Annotated in this window: 19 protein-coding genes; 8 read left to right on the top strand and 11 right to left on the bottom strand. The window is 69.4% G+C overall.

Annotated features, from left to right (window positions below):
• Window positions 1–5 precede the first annotated feature (5 nt).
• From HUA75_RS36010 to HUA75_RS35995, 4 genes are all read right to left on the bottom strand, one after another.
• The gene (locus tag HUA75_RS36010; RefSeq protein ID WP_141649138.1) at window positions 6–569 is read right to left on the bottom strand and encodes an NUDIX hydrolase; all 564 of its coding nucleotides are present in this window, start codon (window positions 567–569) and stop codon (window positions 6–8) included.
• Window positions 570–614: 45 nt separating this feature from the next.
• Window positions 615–1,439, bottom strand: a complete 825-nt coding sequence (locus tag HUA75_RS36005; RefSeq protein WP_141649142.1) for a SirB1 family protein — start codon at window positions 1,437–1,439, stop codon at window positions 615–617.
• A gap of 84 nt (window positions 1,440–1,523) precedes the next feature.
• Window positions 1,524–1,799: a hypothetical protein gene (locus HUA75_RS36000; protein WP_141649139.1), complete on the bottom strand. Its 276-nt coding sequence runs from the start codon at window positions 1,797–1,799 to the stop codon at window positions 1,524–1,526.
• Between the two features lie 8 nt (window positions 1,800–1,807).
• Complete coding sequence (locus tag HUA75_RS35995; protein ID WP_174488975.1) at window positions 1,808–3,382, bottom strand: YiiX/YebB-like N1pC/P60 family cysteine hydrolase; 1,575 nt, start codon at window positions 3,380–3,382, stop codon at window positions 1,808–1,810.
• Window positions 3,383–3,574: 192 nt separating this feature from the next.
• On the opposite strand from HUA75_RS35995, the gene HUA75_RS35990 reads away from it, so the two are divergent.
• From HUA75_RS35990 to HUA75_RS35980, 3 genes are all read left to right on the top strand, one after another.
• Window positions 3,575–3,892, top strand: a complete 318-nt coding sequence (locus HUA75_RS35990; RefSeq protein WP_141648115.1) for a DUF2795 domain-containing protein — start codon at window positions 3,575–3,577, stop codon at window positions 3,890–3,892.
• A 67-nt stretch (window positions 3,893–3,959) separates the two neighbouring features.
• The gene (locus tag HUA75_RS35985) at window positions 3,960–4,859 is read left to right on the top strand and encodes a hypothetical protein (protein ID WP_174488974.1); all 900 of its coding nucleotides are present in this window, start codon (window positions 3,960–3,962) and stop codon (window positions 4,857–4,859) included.
• Window positions 4,856–5,299, top strand: a complete 444-nt coding sequence (locus HUA75_RS35980) for a CoA-binding protein (RefSeq protein WP_141648117.1) — start codon at window positions 4,856–4,858, stop codon at window positions 5,297–5,299. The genes HUA75_RS35985 and HUA75_RS35980 overlap by 4 nt, the downstream gene beginning before the upstream one ends.
• A gap of 22 nt (window positions 5,300–5,321) precedes the next feature.
• On the opposite strand, the gene HUA75_RS35975 is transcribed toward HUA75_RS35980, so the two are convergent.
• Complete coding sequence (locus HUA75_RS35975; protein WP_371745700.1) at window positions 5,322–6,209, bottom strand: patatin-like phospholipase family protein; 888 nt, start codon at window positions 6,207–6,209, stop codon at window positions 5,322–5,324.
• 84 nt (window positions 6,210–6,293) lie between these two features.
• On the opposite strand from HUA75_RS35975, the gene HUA75_RS35970 reads away from it, so the two are divergent.
• Together HUA75_RS35970 and metH are read left to right on the top strand one after the other, a co-directional pair.
• Window positions 6,294–7,190: a metalloregulator ArsR/SmtB family transcription factor gene (locus HUA75_RS35970; RefSeq protein ID WP_174458540.1), complete on the top strand. Its 897-nt coding sequence runs from the start codon at window positions 6,294–6,296 to the stop codon at window positions 7,188–7,190.
• Complete coding sequence (gene metH, locus HUA75_RS35965; protein WP_174488973.1) at window positions 7,187–10,696, top strand: methionine synthase; 3,510 nt, start codon at window positions 7,187–7,189, stop codon at window positions 10,694–10,696. Before HUA75_RS35970 ends, metH begins: the two co-directional genes overlap by 4 nt.
• A gap of 98 nt (window positions 10,697–10,794) precedes the next feature.
• On the opposite strand, the gene HUA75_RS35960 is transcribed toward metH, so the two are convergent.
• Window positions 10,795–11,400, bottom strand: a complete 606-nt coding sequence (locus HUA75_RS35960) for an outer membrane beta-barrel protein (protein WP_174488972.1) — start codon at window positions 11,398–11,400, stop codon at window positions 10,795–10,797.
• A gap of 133 nt (window positions 11,401–11,533) precedes the next feature.
• On the opposite strand from HUA75_RS35960, the gene HUA75_RS35955 reads away from it, so the two are divergent.
• Window positions 11,534–12,625, top strand: a complete 1,092-nt coding sequence (locus tag HUA75_RS35955) for a hypothetical protein (RefSeq protein WP_141648122.1) — start codon at window positions 11,534–11,536, stop codon at window positions 12,623–12,625.
• 223 nt (window positions 12,626–12,848) lie between these two features.
• Here HUA75_RS35955 and HUA75_RS35950 read toward each other — a convergent pair whose 3' ends face one another.
• From HUA75_RS35950 to HUA75_RS35940, 3 genes are all read right to left on the bottom strand, one after another.
• Window positions 12,849–13,061, bottom strand: a complete 213-nt coding sequence (locus HUA75_RS35950; protein WP_141648123.1) for a DUF2934 domain-containing protein — start codon at window positions 13,059–13,061, stop codon at window positions 12,849–12,851.
• Between the two features lie 183 nt (window positions 13,062–13,244).
• Window positions 13,245–14,414: an A/G-specific adenine glycosylase gene (gene mutY / locus HUA75_RS35945; protein ID WP_217446453.1), complete on the bottom strand. Its 1,170-nt coding sequence runs from the start codon at window positions 14,412–14,414 to the stop codon at window positions 13,245–13,247.
• A 194-nt stretch (window positions 14,415–14,608) separates the two neighbouring features.
• Window positions 14,609–15,433 (bottom strand): SDR family oxidoreductase, encoded by an 825-nt coding sequence (locus HUA75_RS35940; protein WP_174488971.1) that lies wholly within the window; start codon window positions 15,431–15,433, stop codon window positions 14,609–14,611.
• Window positions 15,434–15,542: 109 nt separating this feature from the next.
• Between HUA75_RS35940 and HUA75_RS35935 the strand changes: the two genes are divergently transcribed.
• Window positions 15,543–16,517 carry a PD-(D/E)XK nuclease family protein gene (locus HUA75_RS35935; RefSeq protein ID WP_141648125.1) on the top strand — a complete coding sequence of 325 codons (975 nt, stop codon included), beginning with the start codon at window positions 15,543–15,545 and terminating at the stop codon, window positions 16,515–16,517.
• A 4-nt stretch (window positions 16,518–16,521) separates the two neighbouring features.
• On the opposite strand, the gene HUA75_RS35930 is transcribed toward HUA75_RS35935, so the two are convergent.
• Window positions 16,522–17,418, bottom strand: coding sequence for a ThiF family adenylyltransferase (locus tag HUA75_RS35930; RefSeq protein WP_174458544.1), 897 nt, complete (start codon window positions 17,416–17,418; stop codon window positions 16,522–16,524).
• Between the two features lie 28 nt (window positions 17,419–17,446).
• Window positions 17,447–18,244 (bottom strand): TatD family hydrolase, encoded by a 798-nt coding sequence (locus tag HUA75_RS35925; RefSeq protein WP_174488970.1) that lies wholly within the window; start codon window positions 18,242–18,244, stop codon window positions 17,447–17,449.
• Between the two features lie 118 nt (window positions 18,245–18,362).
• Between HUA75_RS35925 and HUA75_RS35920 the strand changes: the two genes are divergently transcribed.
• The gene (locus HUA75_RS35920) at window positions 18,363–19,862 is read left to right on the top strand and encodes a PD40 domain-containing protein (RefSeq protein ID WP_174458546.1); all 1,500 of its coding nucleotides are present in this window, start codon (window positions 18,363–18,365) and stop codon (window positions 19,860–19,862) included.
• Window positions 19,863–20,174: the final 312 nt, after the last annotated feature.

Raw genomic sequence — 20,174 nt, 5'->3', positions numbered from 1 at the left:
GCGCGCTACCGCTTCCTGTCCGCGTCCTCGCGCAGCTTCTCCAGGAAGAGTGCCCCCACCACGAGCGAGTGGGTGATGTGGCCCTCCAGGATGAGCCGGGGCACGTCCGCGCGCGGGTGCAGCTCCACGGCGATGTCCTCGGCCTCGTCCTGCCGGCCCGCATGGGCCCTCACGCAGTCCCGAGCGAGGAAGATGAAGCAGCGGTTGTCCTGCAGCGCGGGATTGGGATGCATCCAGCCCAGCGGCACCACGCGGCCCGCGACGTAGCCCGTCTCCTCCTCCAACTCGCGCGCCGCCGCCACGGCCGGGTCCTCGCCTTCCTCGACGAGTCCTCCCGCGAGCTCCAGCGTGTCCGCGCCGACGCCGAAGCGGAACTGCCGCACCAGCACGAGCGAGTCCTCCGGCGTCACCGCGATGACGTTGACCCAGTCCGCGCAGACCACCCGCACGCGCGGATGCTCCTGCTCCGTCCTCGGGTCCGCCCACTTGTCCTCGCGGACCTTCATCACCTGATAGTCGTGCTCCAACCCAAGGCGCAGTCGCCGCCAGGGCTTCACCGTCTGGGACATGGTTGACGCTCCGGCCCCCCGACACGGGCGAGGGCCTTGGGGTTTTCAGTTGAGCAGCGAGGCGCGCTCACGCAGCTCGCGGGCCGTCATCTCCAGGCGGTCGCGGTCCGGAGCCTCCGGCGACAGCTCCAGGCACCGCTCCACGTCGCGCAGCGCCGCGCGGTATGCCCCCAGGTTGGCCAGCAGCGCCGCGCGCGTGCGCAGCTCCCCGGGGTGATCCGGCGCCAACAGGAGCAGCAGGTCCACCACCGCCAGCCCCCGCTCGCGGTCCTCGCGGCCCAGGTACACGCGCCGCAGGTTGGACAGCATGCGGTAGGCAATCAACTCCACCGGCGCCGGCGCCAGCATGGCCCGGTCGAACTTGAGCTGCGGCGCCACCCGCTTGAGCAGCTCCTCGCAGCCGTGCTCGGTGAGGATGTCGCCGTGGTGGAAGGGGTCCATCACCAGCTTGTGGTCCCCCGCGTCATGGGCGACGAGGAAGTGTCCGGGAAACGGCACTCCGTACAGGGGGATGCCCGCCCGACGCGCGACTTCCAGATAGACGACGGACAGCGTTATCGGCAGCCCCAGCTTTCGCTCCAGCACCTGGTCCAGGAAGCTGTTCTCGGGCGAGTGGTAGTTGTCCTCGTTGCCGCGAAAGCCCTCGATGTCCGACAGCACGTGGCGCAGCGCTCGCAGCGACGCCAGCGCCTCGCCCTTGTCGGTGAGCCGCTCCGACTCCACCTGGACCCGGCACGCCAGGACGTCCAGGACGTGCAGACACGCGGGGGCATCCAGCTCCGGCCTGTCCAGCGTGGCGATGGCCAGCGCGGCCAGGTCCAGACGCGGTGGCTCCGCGGCCAGCGCCGACACCAACCGTTCCCGGGCCAGCGGCGGGCTGAATCCTGTGGGGATGCTCACGGCCGCAACCACTAACCCACACCGGGCTTGACGGCAAAGGCAGGCAACCGAGCGTCAGAAGGTGGGCGGTGCATAGGGCAGCCTCCCCTTGATTTCCGCGCGCAGCCCCATTTGAGCCGAAATCAGCCCCGCCAGGATTCCGTCCTCATACTCGAAAGTCGGGTGTTCCTTGAGTTCGGGAAAGTCGTGGGGATTGCGGAGCTCCTCGGGGGTGAGGTTGGGGACGGCCTCGCGGGCCAGTCGCAGCACCTTGGCCTGTTGCTGCGAAATCATCCGCTCGAAGAGCTGGGCGGACAGCTCCAGCATGTCCTGGGCCACTTCTTCCGTCATGTGCGTGCCTACTCCTGGGCGATGTCCCACTTGGCTCGGCGGTAGCTGTAACGGAAAGCGGCCTCATCCGCCTCTTTCGCGAGCCCCTCGCCCTCCCGGCCGTCCAGGAAGGCGACGAAGTCGAGCTGGCGGTTGTCGCGTCCGTGCTCGGTGTCGAAGAGGCGGACCAGCTCGTTGGCGGGCAGCGTGCGCCGGCCGACGACGTCCACCAGGGGCACCGCCAGGCCGCGCATCTCCTGCGAGGGCGCGTAGGACTTCCACACCAGCTCCGTGCACACCAGCGTCTGGTCCGAGAAGAAGTCGAAGTCGAAGTCGTACGGGCGGCCCTGGTACGCGAAGGCGCGGAGGATGGCGCGTGCCTTGTCCACGCGAGCCAGCCGGGGGCGCATGACACCCAGGTAGTCCACGCGCATGCCGTGCTCCAGGCCGGTGAAGCTGACGCCCTCGCTGATGGACTCGATGATGCGGATGGGGTCGCCGTGGGAGTCCTTGCCGGAGTACTCGGCCCACTTGGCGGGGAACGCGCGAGCCAGGTGCGCGGTGAAGGACGCGGGCTTGCCGGGGAGCGTGGCCACCCAGGCCTTCACGTCCGCGTCCTCGTCGAAGTACGCGGCCATCTCCGGCGCGGTGCCGACGAACAGCTCCGCGTGCGGCCAGAAGCCCGGCAGGCCGATGTTGGAGAGGTACCAGTTCTGCCGCGCCACCATGATGTCGCCGGGCTCCATCTTCTTGAGCACACCCAGCACCTGCTCGCGGCTGATGAGCGGCTGGCCGGAGCGGTGCACGCGCGTGTCGCCCATCCACTCGGCCACGGCGCGCTGGACGGGGAAGAAGGCGCGCTGGGCGGAGTCCTGGGTGAGGTCCGTGGCGGCCTTGGCGAAAATCGTGGCGCCGCGCTTGGCGAGAAGGCCCCGAGCCACCTCGCTGTTGAGCTTCATCTCCTGCATCACCCAGGGCACGCGGGGGCCGTCCAGCGCGCCGGCCTTCACCAGGAGCGGGCGCAGCTGCTCCTTGTACGTGTCACCGGTGTAGAGCTGGGTGGTGGTGCCCACGTGGATGACCTTTTCCTTGAAGCGGGCGAAGGCGCGCGGGGGCAGGCCGAACTCGGGGGCGGGCTCGTCCAGGAGGACTTCCAACTGCTTGCGGCCTCCGGTGAGCTCCGCGTAGGTGAGGCCGTGGGCCAGCTCCGTGGTGAGCGCGCCGTGGGTGAGCAGGAAGCCCCAGGCGTGCTTCTTGGGCTGGGTGAGGGCGGGCACCTTCACGAAGTCCCAGTAGCGCTGACGGATGACCTCGGTGGAGACGAAGTAGTCGAAGAAGGCCGCCCACGTGGTGAGCAGCCGCTGCTTCTGGTCCGGCGTGTACGGCTCGCTCTGCTTCTGGAGGTAGAGGCCGCGCGACTGCTTCACCTCGTCCTGGAGACGTCGCAGGCCCCGGGCGTGCCGCTCCAACTGCTCCAGGTCGGCCTGGGCCTGGGCGACGAAGGCGGCGTCATCGAGGGAGTAGACGCTCTTGGGGGCGGCGGCTGGCGTGGGCGGCGTGCTGGCGAACACGAGCCAGGCGAGCAGCAGGGGTGCGGCGGGCATGGATGGGGCTCCGGGCGACAGGGGCGGCGGGCGGCACTCTACCTCGGGAGGTGCCGGGGCGGCTGGCCCCCTGGCCGGGCAGGGGCGGGGAGGGGGATGGCCGGGTGGTCCGGAGCGAGCGCCGTCACCAGATTCCTCGTACCCAGTGACGCACGCCCGGGCCTCGCGGGCCGGGCAGAAAGGCAGCGCCAGATGGCATTCGGAACCGCGGAAGACCCCGGGCTCTCCATCACCCCTCACATCGACTCGGTGGACTACCCGTCGACGCGGGAGGAGCTCGTGGAGTCCGCCGAGGATGGCGGGGCCCCCGTGAGCATCATCAACGTCCTCAAGTGCCTGCCGAGTACCGAGTACGCGTCGCGCGAGGCCGTGATGAGGGACTTGTCGGAGGCGTCGAGGCGCTCCGCCCGCGGCGGGCTGCCCGACGATGACGGTGTGCGGCGGGACAGGCGCAACATCGGGCGGGATTTGGTGGAGAACGCGCCCGACGGCAGCACGCGTCACCCGTGAGGCACAGGCCCTCGCGGTGAGGAAGCGCTCGCGGGCGCTGGCCGTTTCTGCCAGCGTTCGCGGGCGCATGCGTCCAGGTCTCCTGCTGAGCTGTCTCGTGTTGTCCCTGACGTCCGCTTGTCGGAAGCCGTCCCCGCTGCGGGTTCCCGTGTCCGAGGTGAAGCCCCGGGTGCGCGTGTCCTTCCTGCCCCCCGTCGACCGGGTCCTCACCGAGTCCCAGCGCGGCGTCCGCGTCGTCGAGCAGGGTGGCTCCGTGCTGCGCGAGGAGGCGGAGCTGACCACCGAGTCCCGCTTCACGCCGAACGAGGGCGGCTGGTTGCTGACTCAGTCGGTGACGCACGCGAAGCAGTCGCGGGCCGGGGTGGAGGTGGAGGGCTGGGTGGACGATGTGCTCCTGCGCTTCGCGCTGCGACTCCAACTGGCGGCGGACGGCACGTTCGTGAAGCTGGTGTCTCCCGAGGCCGCGGCGGAGGCCGTGCGGCAGTCGGTGCCTTCGGGCGTGGACGCGAAGCCACTGGCGCGCTTCTTCGCGCCGGAGGCGCTGGAGGGGCGCACGCGTCGCGAGTGGGAGGCGAAGTTCGGCGGCCTGTTCCAGCGCCATCTGTCGGAGGGACAACGCACCTGGGCGGTGGACACGCTGCCGGCGGGCGACAAGCAGGTGGCCTATGTGCTGGAGCGCACGGTGCAGGGGACTCGGGACACGGAGTACGGTGACGCGGTGGTGCTGAGCCTGCGGTGCCTGGACGCGGTGCCAGGGGACGCGCCGGACGAGCTGACGGATGCGTGGGAAGAGGCGGGACGGCCGGAGCTGACGCCGGGCGTGACGTGCCAGGGTGAGCAGGTGATGGCGTATGGGCGCTTCGTGCCAGTGAGTCGCGAGCTCACGGTGAAGGCGCCAGTGGACGGGGCGGCGTGGACGGTGACGATGGAGTCGCGAGCACAAGGGCTTCAAGAGGAGGCGCGATGAGCTGGGAAGAGAACCTCATCAAGGACGAAGCGGGCGTGGAGCGCGTGGTGAAGAGCGCGCGGCGGGTGGCGGTGCTGGGGATGAAGACGGAGCAGCACTCGGGTCAGCCCGCCTTCTACGTGCCGGACTATCTGGCGAGCGCGGGCGTGGAGGTGGTGCCCGTGCCCGTCTACTACCCGGACGTGACGCACATCCTCGGCAAGCCCGTGTTCCGCCGGGTGGCGGACGTGCCGGGCGAGGTGGACCTGGTGGACGTCTTCCGGCGGCCGCAGGACATCGACGCGCACGTGGACGACCTCATCGCCAAGAAGCCGAAGGCGGTGTGGTTCCAGTCCGGCATCCGCAACGACGCGGCGGCGGAGAAGCTGGCGCGCGCGGGCATCCAGGTGGTTCAGGACCGCTGCCTGATGGTGGACCACCGGCGCTACGGCGGAAGGTGAGCGCCCTCCCGCGAGGGTCCGCTCACCACTGCGCCTGGGCGAACGGCACGGGAGGCCGGGCCAGGGAGACGGCGGCGGACAGGCGCGCCTGGTCCAACGCGTCGAAGCCGCGCTCCATGGTGGTGGGCGTCACCGGGGGCAGGTTGGAGACGACGACGTAGACGGGGATGTTGCGCCCCTCCAGCACGGTGAGCTGGAGGCGGAAGTGGTCGCGGCGCAACGCCGCCGAGCCCGCCGCGAGCCCCTGCGCGTACGCCATGGGGCCACCCACCACCTTGCGCGTCTTGCTGGGCAGGAAGTGCACGAGGATGGCGTCCAAATCCTTCCCCACGTTGCTGTCATGCAGCGACAGCGCGGGCGCCTTGTCCACCAGGCCGCCGTCCCAGTACAGGTTGCCCTCCAGCGGCACCGCGCGGAACAGGCCCGGGTACGCACAGGTGGCGTGGACGCGCGGGGCCAGCTCTCCCGAGGTGAACACCTCGTGGCTGCCCAGCGTGAGGTTCGCGCCGACGAGCAACAGCGGGTGCGGCAGGTCCTCGAACGTCCTGGCGCCCAGCGTGTCCTCGAGCAGCCTCCGGAAGCGCTCTCCCTTGAGGAGCCCCGTCAGCCCATGGCCGCTGGCGTCCGCGTTCAGCACCGCGCCAATCGGATCCGGGTCCCAGAAGTTGGCGCGCGTCTGGCGCAGCACCAACTCCTCGATGGCGTGCACCGGCATCCCCGCCGCCGCGTAGGCCGCCACCATGCCGCCCGCGCTCGTCCCCGCGTACGCATGCGGCTTGAGCCCCGAACTCGTCAGCCCCTTGAGGAAGCCGGCGTGCCCGTAGAAGCCGAAGTAGCCCGCGGAGAGGACCAGGCCAAACCGCTTGCCTTCAAGGAGCTGGTGCAGGGAGGGAGAAGCCATGTCCCACATCTACCACTGTCCGCCATGAAGCACGCAGTGCGTCGAAAGTCCGCTGGCCACCAGTGAGACATCGACGTATGTTGATGCGGCGATATGGAAGCCCTGTCCCAATCCTTCCGGGCCCTCGGGGACCCGACGCGGCTGCGCATCCTCCGGTTGGTGGCGGAGGCTCCGCTGAACGTGACGGAGCTGGTGTCGCTGGTGGGCGTGGCGCAGTCGTCGGTGTCGCACCATCTGGGAAAGCTCAAGGGGCTGGGGCTCATCCGCGAGGAGCGGCAGGCGGGCTTCAGCTACTACTCGCTGGCCTTGGAGGGGGATGACACGCGCTGGCCCCTCATCCGACTGGCGAGGGAGGCCGAGGACGCGGCGGGTGACTCGGCGCGGTTGATGGACTTGCTGCGCGCGCGGGCGGACCGGCAGGCGCTCAACGAGCGACTCCTGGAGCCGGGCCAGTCCTGGTTCCTGTGGGCCGGCGCGCTGGCGTCGCTGTTGCCGCCCCTGGACGTGGCGGACTTCGGCTGTGGCACGGGCGTCTTGAGCGTGGCCATCGCCCGGTGGGCGCGGCACGTGTGGGCCATCGACCAGAACGCCGTGGCGCTGGAGCAGGCGCGCGAGCGGGCCGGCAATGAGCACGCCGCCAACGTCACCTTCCTGTGCGAGGACCTTCAGCACCTGTCGCTGGGGTCGGGGCGGATGGACCTCGTGGTGATTTCGCAGAGCCTCCACCACGTGGAGGACCCCGCCTGTGTGCTGGCGGAGGCGGCGCGGCTGCTCAAGCCGGGCGGCCGGCTGGTGCTGCTGGAGTTGATGCCGCATGACGAGCGTTGGGTGGTGGAGCGGCTGGGCCACCGCCACCTGGGCTTCGAGCCGTCACAGCTGGAGACGGCGCTGCGCGAGCAGGGTTTCGCGTCGCTCACCCGCGAGGCGCATGCCCGCGAGGGTGCCAGCCCTTTTCGAGTCTTTCTGCTGACTGGAGTGAAGCCATCATGACGAGTCCCACTGCCCTTCCGCCCCCCTCTGGAGAGAACGGTCGTCGCGTGGAGGCCCTGCGCACCGCGATGCGTGAGCGCGTGTTGGTGCTCGACGGCGCCATGGGCACGCTGCTGCAGCAACTGGACCTCAAGGCCGCGGACTTCGGCGGCGCCGAGTTCGAGGGCTGCAACGAGAACCTGGTCCTCACCCGGCCGGAAATCATCCGGGACATCCACGCGCGCTACTTCGCGGCGGGCGCGGACGTGACGGAGACCGACAGCTTCGGCGGCACGCCGGTGGTGCTCAACGAGTTCGGCCTGGGGCACAAGGCGCTCGAAATCAACGCAGCCTCCGCGCGACTGGCGCGTGAAGCCGCCGCCGAGGCCGAGGCGAAGGACGGACGCATGCGCTGGGTGGCGGGCTCGGTGGGTCCCACCACCAAGGCCATCAGCGTCACGGGTGGCATCACCTTCGAGGAGCTGGTGGAGAACTTCGCCGTGCAGGCCGAGGGCCTCGCGCTCGGCGGCTCCGACTATCTCCTGGTGGAGACGGCGCAGGACACGCGCAACGTGAAGGCGGCGCTCCTGGGCATCGACCGCGCGTTCCGCAAGCTGGGCTACTCGCTGCCGGTGGCGGTGTCCGGCACGATTGAACCCATGGGCACCATGCTCGCGGGCCAGAGCGTGGAGAGCCTGGCCACGTCGCTGGAGCACGTGGAGTTGCTGTACCTGGGGCTCAACTGCGCCACGGGTCCGGACTTCATGACGGACCACCTGCGCTCGCTGGCGGCGCTGAGCCCGTTCCCGGTGTCGTGCGTGCCCAACGCGGGCCTGCCGGACGAGAACGGAAACTACCTGGAGACGCCGGAGATGCTCGCGCGTTCGCTCACGCGCTTCTGCGAGCAGGGCTGGCTCAACGTGGTGGGTGGTTGTTGCGGCACGCAGGAGGGCCACATCCGCGCGTTGTCCCAGGCGGTGAAGGGCCTGAAGCCGCGCGCGTCCACACCCAAGCCCCGCTCCACGTTGTCTGGCGTGGACTACCTGGAAGTGACGGACGAGATGCGGCCGGTCATCGTCGGCGAGCGCACCAACGTCATCGGCAGCAAGAAGTTCAAGGAGCTCATCGTCGCGGGGCAGTTGGAGGACGCGTCGGAGATTGCCCGCGCGCAGGTGAAGCGGGGCGCGCAGATCATCGACATCTGCCTGGCCAACCCGGACCGGGAAGAGCTGGAGGACATGCGCGAGTTCCTGGAGGTGGTCATCAAGAAGGTGCGTGTGCCCTTGATGATTGACTCCACCGACGAGCGCGTCATCGAGATGGCCCTGACGTACAGCCAGGGCAAGGCCATCATCAACTCCGTCAACCTGGAGGACGGAGAGGAGCGCTTCGAGAAGGTGGTGCCGCTGGCGCGTCGCTTCGGCGCGGCGCTGGTGGTGGGCTGCATCGACGAGATTGGCATGGCCGTGACGCGCCAGCGCAAGCTGGAGGTCGCGGAGCGCTCGTTCGAGCTCTTGACGAAGAAGTACGGCATGAAGGCGGAGGACCTGTACTTCGACCCGCTCGTCTTCCCGTGCGCCTCCGGTGACGCGCAGTACACGGGCAGCGGCGTGGAGACGGTGGAGGGCGTGCGGCTCATCAAGCAGCGCTTCCCTCAGTGCCGCTCCGTGCTGGGCATCTCCAACGTGTCCTTCGGTCTGCCGACGGCGGGCCGCGAGGTGCTCAACTCCGTCTTCCTGTACCACTGCGTCCAGGCGGGCCTGGACATGGCGCTGGTCAACTCGGAGAAGCTGGAGCGCTACGCGTCGCTGCCCGAGGAAGAGCGCAAGCTGGCGGAGGACCTGCTCTACAACCGGGGCACGGACCCGGTGACGCCGTTCGCCGCGCACTTCCGCGAGCGCAAGCCGCCCAAGGCGCAGGTGAGCACGCTGCCGCTGGAGGAGCGGCTCCAGCGCTACATCATCGAGGGCTCGCGCGACGGCCTCTTCGCGGACCTGGAAGCGGCGATGGCGAAGTACGCGCCGCTGGACATCATCAACGGGCCGTTGATGAAGGGCATGGACGAGGTGGGCCGGCTCTTCGCCGCCAACGAGCTGATTGTCGCGGAGGTGCTCCAGAGCGCCGAGTCGATGAAGGCGGCGGTGACCTTCCTGGAGCCGCACATGAGCGCCGCCCAGGCGGCGATGCGCGGCAAGATTGTCCTGGCCACGGTGAAGGGTGACGTGCACGACATCGGGAAGAACCTGGTGGAAATCATCCTGGCCAACAACGGCTTCCAGGTCGTGAACCTGGGCATCAAGGTTCCGCCCGAGCAGTTGGTGCAGGCGGTGCGCGAGCACAAGCCGGACATCGTCGGCCTGTCGGGGCTGCTGGTGAAGAGCGCGCACCAGATGGTGGCGACGGCGGAGGACTTGAAGCGCGCGGGTGTGAGCGTGCCGATTCTGGTGGGCGGCGCGGCGCTCAGCCGCAACTTCGTGGACCGCAACATCGCTCCGGCGTACGGCGGCGGCACGGTGGCCTACGCGCAGGACGCGATGAGCGGCCTGGACCTGGCGAAGCAGATTGTGGACCCGTCCTCGCACGAGAAGCTGCGCGGAGAGCTGTCCGAGCGGCGCGTGAAGCTGGCGCAAGAGGTGAAAGAGCGTCCTCGCGTGGAGGCCCAGACGTCGCGTGCGCGCAGCGCGGAGATTCGCATCCTGGACACGGTGCCCTCGGCGCCGGACTGGGAGCGGCACGTGCTGACGAACACGCCGCTGGACCACATCTGGAAGTTCATCAACCCGGTCATGCTGTACGGCCGGCACCTGGGCCTGCGCACGTCGTCGCGCGCGTTGGGGACTCCGGCGGAAGCGGAGCTGGCGAAGACGGAGGAGGGGCGCAAGGCGCTGGCGCTGAAGGAGGCGGTGGAGGAGCTCAAGGGCATGCTGCGCGGTGGGTTGATGCAGGCGCGCGCGGTGTTCCAGTTCTTCAAGGCGGGCAGCGACGGCAACCGGGTGGTGCTCTTCGACGGGAGCACCGGCAAGGAGGCGGCGTCGTTCGACTTCCCCCGGCAGGACCGCGAGGGAGGGCTGTGCCTGGCCGACTACCTGCGCCCGCTGGAGCGCGGCATGCCCACGGACAACGTGGCGATGTTCGTGGTGACGGCGGGCTCTGGCATCCGCGAGCTGTCCGAGGGCATGAAGGCCAAGGGCGAGTTCCTGAAGATGCACGCGGTGCAGGCGCTCGCGCTGGAGACGGCCGAAGGCTACGCGGAGCTGTTGCACACGCAGCTGCGCAGCATGTGGGGCACGCCGGACAAGCCGGACATGACGATGCTGGAGCGCTTCCGCGCGGAGTACGCGGGCAAGCGCTACTCATTCGGCTACCCCGCGTGTCCTCGGTTGGAAGACCAGTCGAAGCTCTTCACCGCGCTGCGACCGGAGGACATCGGCGTGCAGCTCACCGACGGCTGCATGATGGAGCCGGAGGCCTCCGTGTCCGCCCTCGTCTTCCACCATCAGCAGGCGTCGTACTTCTCCGTGACGTGAGCGGAAGGTGCCGTGACGCCAGGGCGGTGGTCAGCACCGCCCGCTGGCGTTGGACGCCCGTGACTCGAGCGGAAGTGGCTTGAGGCCCGGGCAGTCCGTCAGAAGCGGCCGCCCAGGCTGAGCCCGGCGCTGAAGAGGTCGCCGTCATCATCGGCGCCGGGGGCGAAGTCTCCGCCACCGGCGAACACGCGATAGGTGGCACGCGCGCCCGCCGTCACGCCGTTGTAGCGGTACTCGACTCCGGCGGTGAGCGGCACCTCGGCCAGGAAGGTGTCGTCGAACTGGCGCGCGTTGGCCTCGGAGGTCGCGTCCAGGTAGCTGACGCCCACGCCCGCGCCGAGGAAGGGCTTCCAGTTCTCCCGGACGGTGGGGCCCACCTTGGCCAGCGCTCCCAGGTTGTGGCGCCACAGTGTCGCGTTGTCGATGTCCGCGAAGCCGTTGGCGGAGCCCTCGTAGCCCAGCTCCAGGCCCACCGCGGGCAACAGCTGCGCATCCGCCTGGAGCCCCAGGAACGTGCCCACATCCGTTTCCATGCCCAAGTCACCGGTGTACGCCGTGACACCGCCTCGGACAGTGAGGCCGGGGGCGCCAAAAAACGGGGCCGGCTGCTGCTGTTTACGCACCTGGGTGTCCTTCGCGAGGGAGGGGGCAGCCCATCCCAAGGTCGCCAGCAGCACGCCTGCTCGCCAGATTGGAAGCACCATGTCGGATTCCTCCTCCTTGGGACGCCCCAGGGGGCCCCTGGCAAGGATGAGGTCGTCTCGTTCAGAGAAGGCCCGGCGCCTGGGGAGGCCCAAGGTGCCCCGCTGGCGGAGGGAGCGGGTAGACTCGCCGGCCATGAGCGCGCCCAACATCCGCCGAGCCGTCCAGTTGCTGCCCGCCTGTGCCACGACGGGGATTGGAAGCCTGCCCCATACGCAGGTGGAGCTGGGGCTCCAGGTCGCCCTGTCGATGGACATCCCGTTCCTCCCGCAGCTTCCGGTGGGCAAGCCGTCGGAGCTGATGATTCCGGCGGCGCTCGAGGGGTTGCCGGGCCTGCGCTTCGACGAGGAGGGCCTGTGCACGGTGGACCTGAAGGCCTGGGAGGAGGGGCGCGGCGAGTTCGAAGCCAAGCTGGACGCGGCCCTCGCGGCGGGGACGCTGGAGGCGTACGAGCCCACCCCCGAGGCGTGCCGGGCGTGGCGTCCCTTCTTGTGGGAAGTGGAGCATCGCAAGCTGGCGTTCGCGAAGGCGCAGCTCGCGGGGCCGTTCACGGTGCGCTCGGTGGCGCGCACGGACTCGGGCCTGTCCGCGCTGGAGGTACCCGGACTGGACCAGGTGATTTTCCGACTGGTGCTGGCGCGCTCGCTGGCGATGGTGAAGGCGCTGCGGCGCGCGGGCACCACGCCGCTGTTCTTCCTGGATGAGCCGGGGCTCTATGCCTTCCAGCGCGTCCAGCCGCGTCACCTGTTGGCGCTCCAGGAGCTGAGGCTCTTGGTGGTGGCGCTCCAGCGTGAAGGCGCGCTGGTGGGGCTGCACTGCTGTGGCAACACGGACTGGGCCGCGCTGCTGGACGTGCAGCCGGACCTGCTGTCGCTGGATGTGCGGCTGTCGCTGGATGCGATGCTGGAGGAGGGTGATGCGCTGGAGCGCTACCTGAACTCGGGCGCGACGCTGAGCCTGGGCATCATTCCCACGGACCTGGCGTCGACGTACGAGGTGACAGAGCTGGCGGATTCGGTGGAGGCCTCGCTGAAGGCCGCATTGCCGCGCGGCTTCACGTTCCCTCGGGCCGTGTCGACGGTGCTGCTGACGCCCGCGTGCGGACTGGCCATGCGCTCGGTGGTGGATGCGGAGCGCGTCCTCTCCGAGCTGAAGGTGGCCCAGCGGAGGCTGCGTGGAGCGCTCGAAGCCGAGCGCCCCGTGCTGCACTCGCCGCCTCCGCACTGAGCAAGGCGGCACGGTGGAGGTCGCGTGGAGCGCTCGAAGCCGAGCGCCCCATGCTGCGCTCGCCGCCGCACTGAGCAAGGCGGCCTCAGAGGCCGAGTGGAGCGCTCGAAGCCGAGCGCCCCATGCCGCACTCGCCGCCTCCGCACCGAGCAAGGCGGCCACGGAGGCCGTCCGCGCTCCGGTGTCGGCTGCTCCACGCCGAAAGGCGCGGAGCGAGGCGTGTCTACTGGCGGCCGAGCCTCAGCTCTCGTTCGGCCTGCTGCCAGTCCTGCTCGTGACTGCCGTGGTTGCCGCCTCGTGCCAGATAGATTTCGTAGGCGCGCCGGGCAATCTGCTCGTGAGGAATGGGGCCGCGTGAGGCCTTGGACCCGTTGGCGTGTTCCGTGGGCTGCGTCGCCGTATGCGGGGTCGACTTTTGTGTGTTGTTGCGAGCCATCGAGGCGCCTCCGGGAAAGGGCGCGCGAAGCTTGAGTCTCGAGAGGTGCACGCGAAAGCGACCTGATGCGTTGGGGGTTGGCGACGCAACATGACGAGTGACGCCGTGTCGCGCGGTGGACAGCGCGGGCGCGTGACGCGGATTTGACGTGACTCGCGAGGCAGGGCGAGCAGGCACGGCCCCCTACTTCAGCGCGGTCATCGCTGCTTCGAGCGCGCGCTGCATCGCGGTGCTCATGCCGAGGGTCGCCGCTTCAGACGGTGTGCACCAGCGCAGTTCCTGGAATGCCGCCGAGCGGGTGGGGCGCAGCGGCCCCGATACCCGGTAGAGGCGCAGTGTGAGGTCTCGATGGGTGAGCTGCCGCTTCACCGTGCCCAGCATGGCCTCCAGCTTCACGCCGGCGCCCAGCGCGCCAGTGAGGCGGAGCGTGGTTTCCGCTTCGGTGGCGTCCTCATCCACCTCGGCGGCGGGGAGTTCCCACAGGCCCCCGAAGAGGCCGGAGTCCGCGCGGCGAGCGAACAACAGGGTGTCCGCGTGGGCCCACACGGCGAGGGCCAGCGTCAGCTTCTTTGGCGCGGCGCGCACCTTGGCGGGTGGCAGCTCGTCCACGCGGCCCCTGCGGAAGGCGACGCAGCCGGTGCGTACCGGGCACAACAGACACAGAGGGTTCTCCGGGCGGCACGTCGTGGCGCCGTGCTCCATGAGCGCCTGGTTGAAGTCGCCGGGCCGCTCGCCTTTCACCAGCAGGGTGGCGAGTTCCCAGAGCGTGGCCTCTCGCTCGCGGTCACCGGGGAGACCTTCCACTTCGAAGAGTCGGGACAGCACGCGCGCGACGTTGCCATCGACGAGCGGAGCCTGTTCTCTGAAGGCGATGGAGGCCACGGCGCCGGAGGTGTAGCGGCCGAAGCCAGGGAGCGAGAGTAGCTCCGCCGCGGTCGAGGGCAGCTTGCCGCCGAATCGCGACACCACTTCCTGCGCGGCGCGGTGCAGGTTGCGCGCGCGGGAGTAGTAGCCCAGGCCCTTCCATCCGGAGAGCACGTCATCCAGCGGAGCGGCGGCCAGGGCGAGCACCGTGGGGAATCGCGCGAGGAAGCGCTCCCAGTAGGGAATCACGGTGGCCACCTGCGTCTGCTGAAGCATGACCTCGCTCAGCCAGATGGCATACGGGTCCTTCGTGCGGCGCCAGGGCAGGTCGCGCTTGTTCCGGTCGTACCAGTCCAACAGCGGTGTCCGGACCGAGGCGAGGTGCGCGGTGCTCGGAGTCACCGTGGGAACACGGGCCGACACGACGGTACGCGGTGGACGACCGCGTTTCGCACGAGGAGGCTCCACGGGTGTGGCCTCATGAGTCATCGCGGCAACGGGGACTGAAGACTGTGCGGGCAAGGCTTCAGGCTTGCGCGGCGGACGACCTCGACGCGGACGGACCATGTTCCGGTCCTGCTCCGTCGTGGGTTCGGCCGGGGGCGCCGCACCCGAGTCCAGCATTCCGAGCTGCGTCTGGGTGTCCGGTGTTGCGGCGCGCTTCGTGGGGCGACTGCGGGGACTCATGCGTCTTTCTTCACGGGGTTGGCCATGCGGTGGGCAACACGGTCGAACAGGCCGGGGACGAATCGGTTGGCCAGTACCATGACGCGTCCGGGGAGGGTGAGGATGGTGTCGCGCCGTCCTCGCACGCTCGCGCGCACCATCGATTGGGCGACTTCCTCCGACGACATGGCCTTCAACGGAACGGCTTCCTGCGCCCAGCCCTCCGCGTTCAGCCGGTGCTCGCGGAACTCGCTCTCGGTAAAGCCCGGAGACACGAGCAGCACGCGGATGCCTTCCGTCGCCAGCTCCGTGCGCAGCGACTCCGTCATCGCGTTCACCGCGGCCTTCGACGCGCAGTACCCACCCAGCAACGGCAACCCGCGATGTCCCAGCACAGAGCTGACATTCACCACCTGGGCTCCGCGCCGTCCGCGCAGCAGTGGCAGCGCGGCGCGAGTCACCCGCCACAGCGCGAACACGTTCAGCTCGAAGACCTGCCGAAGCTGCTCCTCGCTGATGGACGCCAGGGGGCCGTACAAGCCCTGGCCCGCGTTGTTCACCAGCACGTCCAGCCCACCGAAGGCGGCATGTGTCTCGCGCATGAGGTGCTCCACGTCCTCGCTGCGCGTCACGTCGCACCGCACGGACAGTGCCCTGACGCCGAGTGACTCCACTTCACGGGCCACATCCTCCAGTCGCTCCAGGCGCCGGGCGGCGAGCACGACATGCGCCCCCGCCGCCGCGTAGGCCCGAGCCGCCGCGCGGCCGATGCCGCTGGACGCTCCTGTGATGAGGACGACTCGCTCCTTGAAGGGTTGGCTCTTCATGGTGGCGGGGACCATACTCCCAGGGTTGCGCACCCGGACTGTCATTCAACCCGCTCCGGGGGCTCGTTTCCCTGCCTGTTCCCCTTCTGGCGGAGCGAGCGAACGCCTAGGATGCGCCGCTTCCATGCGGCGCCCCCCTCTCAGCAACGACTTCTCCTGGTCCAAGAGCCGCCACGAGAAGTTCTCCGAATGCCTGCGCTCCTACTACTTCTACTACTACCGCTCGTGGGGCGGGTGGGAGGCGGACGCGCCGAAGGACGTGCGAGAGCTGTACGTGCTCAAGAAGCTGGCCAACCGCTTCAGTTGGGCGGGCAGCATCGTGCACGAGCAGATCAAGGACGTGCTCCTGGACTGGCGCGCGGGGCGCACTGTCGACCCGGCCGCGGTGGAGGCCCGGGCTCGCAAGGTGATGCAGGACGACTTCCGGCACTCGCGCGGGAAGCTCTACTGGTCGCAGAAGTACCGCAAGCCGTTCACCGGGCTCGTCGAGCACGAGTACGGCGACGTGCTGCCGGACGAGGCCTGGAAGCAGAACTGGGAGACGGTGCGCGCGGCGCTGGCGTGGTTCTTCACGTCGCGCTGGCCCGTCATCGCCAAGAGCCTCAAGCCCGAGCAGTGGTTGGAGGTCGACGCGGGCTTCGACTTCGCCCACTTCACGCTGAACGGGCTGAAGGTGTTCGCCATCCCCGACTTCGCCTTCGTGGACGCCGACGGCACGCCCGTCGTGGTGGACTGGAAGACGGGCAAGTCTCGCGATGGCTATGACGAGCAGGTGCTCGGCTACGCGCTCTACGTGTCGCAGCGCTACCGCTTCCCGGTGGAGAAGGTGCGCGCGTCGCTGGTGTACCTCAACGAAGGCAAGGAGCAGGACGTCCAGGTGGACCTGGGCGCCATGGCGTCCTTCCACCAGCACTTCGAGACGAGCGTGGCGAAGATGCGCTCGCTCTTGAAGGACCCGGCGACGAACACGCCGCTGGACGCGTCCGCCTTTCCGACCTCGGAGTCGCTGTCTCCGTGCGTGCGCTGCGTCTTCCGTCGTCCCTGTGGGCGCGAGGCCGCCGTGACGGCGCAGCAGTCCTCGTCCCAGCAGGTGGCGTGAGGCGTCAGCGGGTGGAGGCGAGCCGGCGCACGACGACGCCGGCCGCGTTCATCCCGAAGCACGACGTGACGAAGGACACGCTTCCGTCAATCTGCGTGCGGTGGTCGCACGTGTGGAAGTCGTTGTCGTTCGGGCACACGCAGAGGAAGCCGTCCGTGGAGTCGTCGTAGTTGAGGGCCACGGGCATGCGCCGCGCTTCGATGGAGTAGACGGCGGTGATGCCGGTGTGCCGGTCCGTCTCCACGCCGTACTTGCGCTTGAGCAGCTTGCGGATGTCCTTGGCGAACGGGTCCATGTGCGTCTCGGACAGGTCCTCCACGCGGATGGCGGTGGGGTCCAGTCGCGCGGCGGCGCCCATGGAGCTGACCACGGGAATGCCCAGCGACACGCAGCGGTGCAGGAGGTGCAGCTTCGCCTTCACGTTGTCGATGGCGTCGACGACGAAGTCGTACTGGCCGGCCTGGAGCATCTGCTCCGCGATTTCCTCGCGGTAGAACTCGCGCACGGCTTCGACCTTCGCCTCCGGGTTGATCTCCCGGCAGCGCTGCGCCATCAGGTCCGCCTTCGGCTTGCCCACGGCCTTCACCGTCGCGTGGAGCTGGCGGTTGGTGTTGGTGACGCACACGTCATCGTGGTCCACCAGCGTGAGGTGGCCGATGCCACTGCGCACCAGTCCCTCGGCCGCGTAGCTGCCCACGCCGCCCAGGCCGAACACCACGACGCGTGCGTTGGCCAGCCGCTCCATCGCCGTGTCGCCCAGCAGTCGGCCCGTGCGGTCGAAGCGCCGGGACAGCTTGAAGGGCCTGGCGAGCGAGCCCGTGGCCGCATTCGGCGTGGCCGTCGTGGCGGCGGGCGGGGTCTCGGGCTGGGGAGGGGCGGGCGGTGGGGGCTGCGGGTTCATGGGAGTCCTCTATAACGCGACCGCTCGCCTACCGCGAAGCGGGGGGAAAACCTTCCCGGAAGAGCCTGCGGGCATTCTCGGTCGTCCGCTGGGCGACCTCGTCGAGGGGCTCCCCCCGGACGCGGGCCATCCCCTCCAGGATGTGGGGCAGGTAGGCCGGCTCGGAGCGGCCCCCCCGGTGGGGCGTGGGCGCCTGGTCCGGGGCGTCTGTCTCGGCCATCAGTCGCTCCAAGGGAATGGCGCGCAGCGCGTCCAGCGGCTTGCGTGCCTCCGCCCACGTCACCGGGCCCGCGAAGGAGAAGTGGCAGCCCTTCTGGAGATAGAAGCGCGCCAGCTCCACGCCGCCGCTGTAGCTGTGCATGAGCAGGCCCGCCTCCGGCATCTGCTCCTGCTTGAGCAGCTCGATGAGCGCGGGATGGAGTCGGTGACAATGCATCAACACGGGGAGCTGGTGCTTGCGAGCGAGCGCCAGGTGCCTCCGGAGCACCGACACCTGTCGCTCCAGCGGCGCGCCGGGAAGGGACGGGCCATCCAGTCCGCACTCGCCCACGGCCACCGCGCCGCCCTTCGACAACAGCGCGTCGAGCAACTCCAGCGCCACGTCGTCTTCCTCGGGCGTCATCTCCGGCAGGAGCTGGGGGTGGATGCCCAGGCCTACCTGGATGCGGGGCTCGTTCCGGGACAGCTCCAGCAAGGGTTCCCAGTCATGCGTGCCCACGCCGGGGATGAGGATGCCTTGGAGTCCCGCGGCCCAGGCTCGCTCCAGCACGAAGGTTCGGTCCTCATCGAATCGCGTCGCATCGAGATGGCAGTGGGTGTCGATCATTCATCACGCCGTGGGGCATCGCCGTTCAATCAGGAACACGCTTCTGGAACCCACCCCGGGGAACCATCGCGGTCATTTTCCCGAGGCTATACGCCCTCCTCTTTTTTGGAGGGGCAATATGGACAAGCGAGTCGTCGGGGCGCTGTGTTGCGCGCTGTGGGTACTCTCGTCGGGGTGTGCTGACGAGTGCGTCGACCAGTTCGATTGTCGCGCGGACAATGGCCAGCCCGCCGAGGGGCAGGAGTGGGTCTGCACCGCCGACAATGAATGTGAGCAGCGTCCCATTCCCGCTCCTCCCGAGCCGGACGCGGGAGAGCCGGACGCGGGAGAGCCGGATGCGGGTGTCCCGGATGCGGGAGAGCCTGACGCGGGCGTGCCGGATGCGGGCCCGGCGGATGGTGGAGGCCAGGGCACGGCGGGGAAGGGCGAGAGCTGCGCGGCCTCCGCGGATTGCATCGCGGGCTTGCGCTGTGAGGGCACGCCCCTGACGTGTCAGGCGCAGCATGTCGCAGTGACGGGGCGCGACGACGCGGGTGTCTCGAAGGCGCTCGTCATGCGCTACGACACGCCGGGCATGACGGCGTTGTCGGACGGGGATACGGACAGCCGCTACCCGCGCTGGGCACCGAGCGGCACGCGAGTATCGTTCGCGCAGGGGGCCGTGGACACGTCCACGGAGAAGGTCGCGGGTGACCTGACGGTGCGCGATGTTCCGCTCGTTCAGGGGCAGGCCCTGGTCCTCGCGGATGGTGGTTCGGGCAACACGGAGAGCTTCCGCTCCATGGAGTGGGAGCCGAGCAGCTCCATCGCCTGGGTGCGGCAGAACGGCAGCAGCCGCTCCGGCATCTCCGTGGTGTCGACGGACCCCGCGGGCAGTGTGGTATCGCAGGCCACGACGACGGGCGCGTTCCCGGACTGGGCTCCGGATGGCACGACGTTCGTCTACAACGTGACGGGCGAGGGCCTGTTGACCTCGAGCCTCGGCGCTTCGCCGACGCCCCTGGCCAACTCGGGGGCCACCGCGGAGCAGGCGCACTACAACCACGTCAATTCCCAGCTCCTGTTCCTGTCCAACCCGAACAACGAAATGGTGACGTTCGCCGGGGACGCCATCCCCGTGCCGCTGTTCCGGCTGTACTCGCTCAACGTGACGGGGGGTGGGCAGCCCCAGCTCATCGCGGATGTCTCCACGGAGACGTCCACGGATGGCACCATCGACTCGTTCATCGCCAGTCCCATCTGGGCTCCGGATGGGACCTGGTCCGCGTACGTGCGCGCGTACTACTTCAAGCCCACCACGGGAGATGCCGTGCTGTGCGGCGGGGGCGTTTCTCCCTGCCAGACGCGACCGGGCAACGCCGTCTTCCTGCGCGCAATCAATCCGCAGGATGGCACCGCCACGGGCACCGAGGTGCGGCTCGCGGATGACGGCACGCTCCCGTCGTTCTCTCCGGACGGACGTTTCGTTGCCTTCATCAAGGCGGGGCAGCTCAACGTCCAGCAGGTCGACCCCGCCACTGGCGCTCCGGTGAACGCGGCCATCGTCCATCCCAGGGCGGGCTACACCCTCCAGACGGGTGACAGCGACGACCACCGGCCGCGCTGGCAGCCCCGGTAGTCTGAGTCGTGCTCGGCCCGCGTTCCGGTGGAGTGTCCGGGGCGCGGGTCTGCCGTCCTTCGCGAGCGGCGCGTCGAGCACTGCTCGGCCGCGCTGGCAGCCCCGGTAGTCCGAGTCGTGCTCGGCCCGCGTTCCGGTGGAGTGTCCGGGGCGCGGGTCTGCCGTCCTTCGCGAGCGGCGCGTCGAGCACTGCTCGGCCGCGCTGGCAGCCCCGGTAGTCCGAGTCGTGCTCGGCCCGCATTCCGGTGGAGTCCCGGGCGCGGGTCTGCCGTCCGTCGCGAGCGACACGTCGGGCCATAGCCGGCCGCGCAG

It is taken from the genome of Myxococcus sp. CA040A, assembly GCF_013336725.1.
Classification (GTDB): Bacteria; Myxococcota; Myxococcia; order Myxococcales; family Myxococcaceae; genus Myxococcus; species Myxococcus llanfairpwllgwyngyllgogerychwyrndrobwllllantysiliogogogochensis.
The sequence above is the reverse complement of the archived record's forward strand: the minus strand, read 5'-3'. Positions and strand labels throughout refer to the sequence as shown.

What these genes read in the sequence shown, in the direction of transcription:
- HUA75_RS36010 (WP_141649138.1), bottom strand. Translation starts at nt 569, where the DNA reads ATGTCCCAGACGGTGAAGCCCTGGCGGCGACTGCGCCTTGGGTTGGAG.
- HUA75_RS36000 (WP_141649139.1), bottom strand. Translation starts at nt 1,799, where the DNA reads ATGACGGAAGAAGTGGCCCAGGACATGCTGGAGCTGTCCGCCCAGCTC.
- HUA75_RS35995 (WP_174488975.1), bottom strand. Translation starts at nt 3,382, where the DNA reads ATGCCCGCCGCACCCCTGCTGCTCGCCTGGCTCGTGTTCGCCAGCACG.
- HUA75_RS35990 (WP_141648115.1), top strand. Translation starts at nt 3,575, where the DNA reads ATGGCATTCGGAACCGCGGAAGACCCCGGGCTCTCCATCACCCCTCAC.
- HUA75_RS35985 (WP_174488974.1), top strand. Translation starts at nt 3,960, where the DNA reads ATGCGTCCAGGTCTCCTGCTGAGCTGTCTCGTGTTGTCCCTGACGTCC.
- HUA75_RS35980 (WP_141648117.1), top strand. Translation starts at nt 4,856, where the DNA reads ATGAGCTGGGAAGAGAACCTCATCAAGGACGAAGCGGGCGTGGAGCGC.
- HUA75_RS35975 (WP_371745700.1), bottom strand. Translation starts at nt 6,209, where the DNA reads ATGTGGGACATGGCTTCTCCCTCCCTGCACCAGCTCCTTGAAGGCAAG.
- HUA75_RS35970 (WP_174458540.1), top strand. Translation starts at nt 6,294, where the DNA reads ATGGAAGCCCTGTCCCAATCCTTCCGGGCCCTCGGGGACCCGACGCGG.
- metH (WP_174488973.1), top strand. Translation starts at nt 7,187, where the DNA reads ATGACGAGTCCCACTGCCCTTCCGCCCCCCTCTGGAGAGAACGGTCGT.
- HUA75_RS35960 (WP_174488972.1), bottom strand. Translation starts at nt 11,400, where the DNA reads ATGGTGCTTCCAATCTGGCGAGCAGGCGTGCTGCTGGCGACCTTGGGA.
- HUA75_RS35955 (WP_141648122.1), top strand. Translation starts at nt 11,534, where the DNA reads ATGAGCGCGCCCAACATCCGCCGAGCCGTCCAGTTGCTGCCCGCCTGT.
- HUA75_RS35950 (WP_141648123.1), bottom strand. Translation starts at nt 13,061, where the DNA reads ATGGCTCGCAACAACACACAAAAGTCGACCCCGCATACGGCGACGCAG.
- mutY (WP_217446453.1), bottom strand. Translation starts at nt 14,414, where the DNA reads ATGACTCATGAGGCCACACCCGTGGAGCCTCCTCGTGCGAAACGCGGT.
- HUA75_RS35940 (WP_174488971.1), bottom strand. Translation starts at nt 15,433, where the DNA reads ATGGTCCCCGCCACCATGAAGAGCCAACCCTTCAAGGAGCGAGTCGTC.
- HUA75_RS35935 (WP_141648125.1), top strand. Translation starts at nt 15,543, where the DNA reads ATGCGGCGCCCCCCTCTCAGCAACGACTTCTCCTGGTCCAAGAGCCGC.
- HUA75_RS35930 (WP_174458544.1), bottom strand. Translation starts at nt 17,418, where the DNA reads ATGAACCCGCAGCCCCCACCGCCCGCCCCTCCCCAGCCCGAGACCCCG.
- HUA75_RS35925 (WP_174488970.1), bottom strand. Translation starts at nt 18,244, where the DNA reads ATGATCGACACCCACTGCCATCTCGATGCGACGCGATTCGATGAGGAC.
- HUA75_RS35920 (WP_174458546.1), top strand. Translation starts at nt 18,363, where the DNA reads ATGGACAAGCGAGTCGTCGGGGCGCTGTGTTGCGCGCTGTGGGTACTC.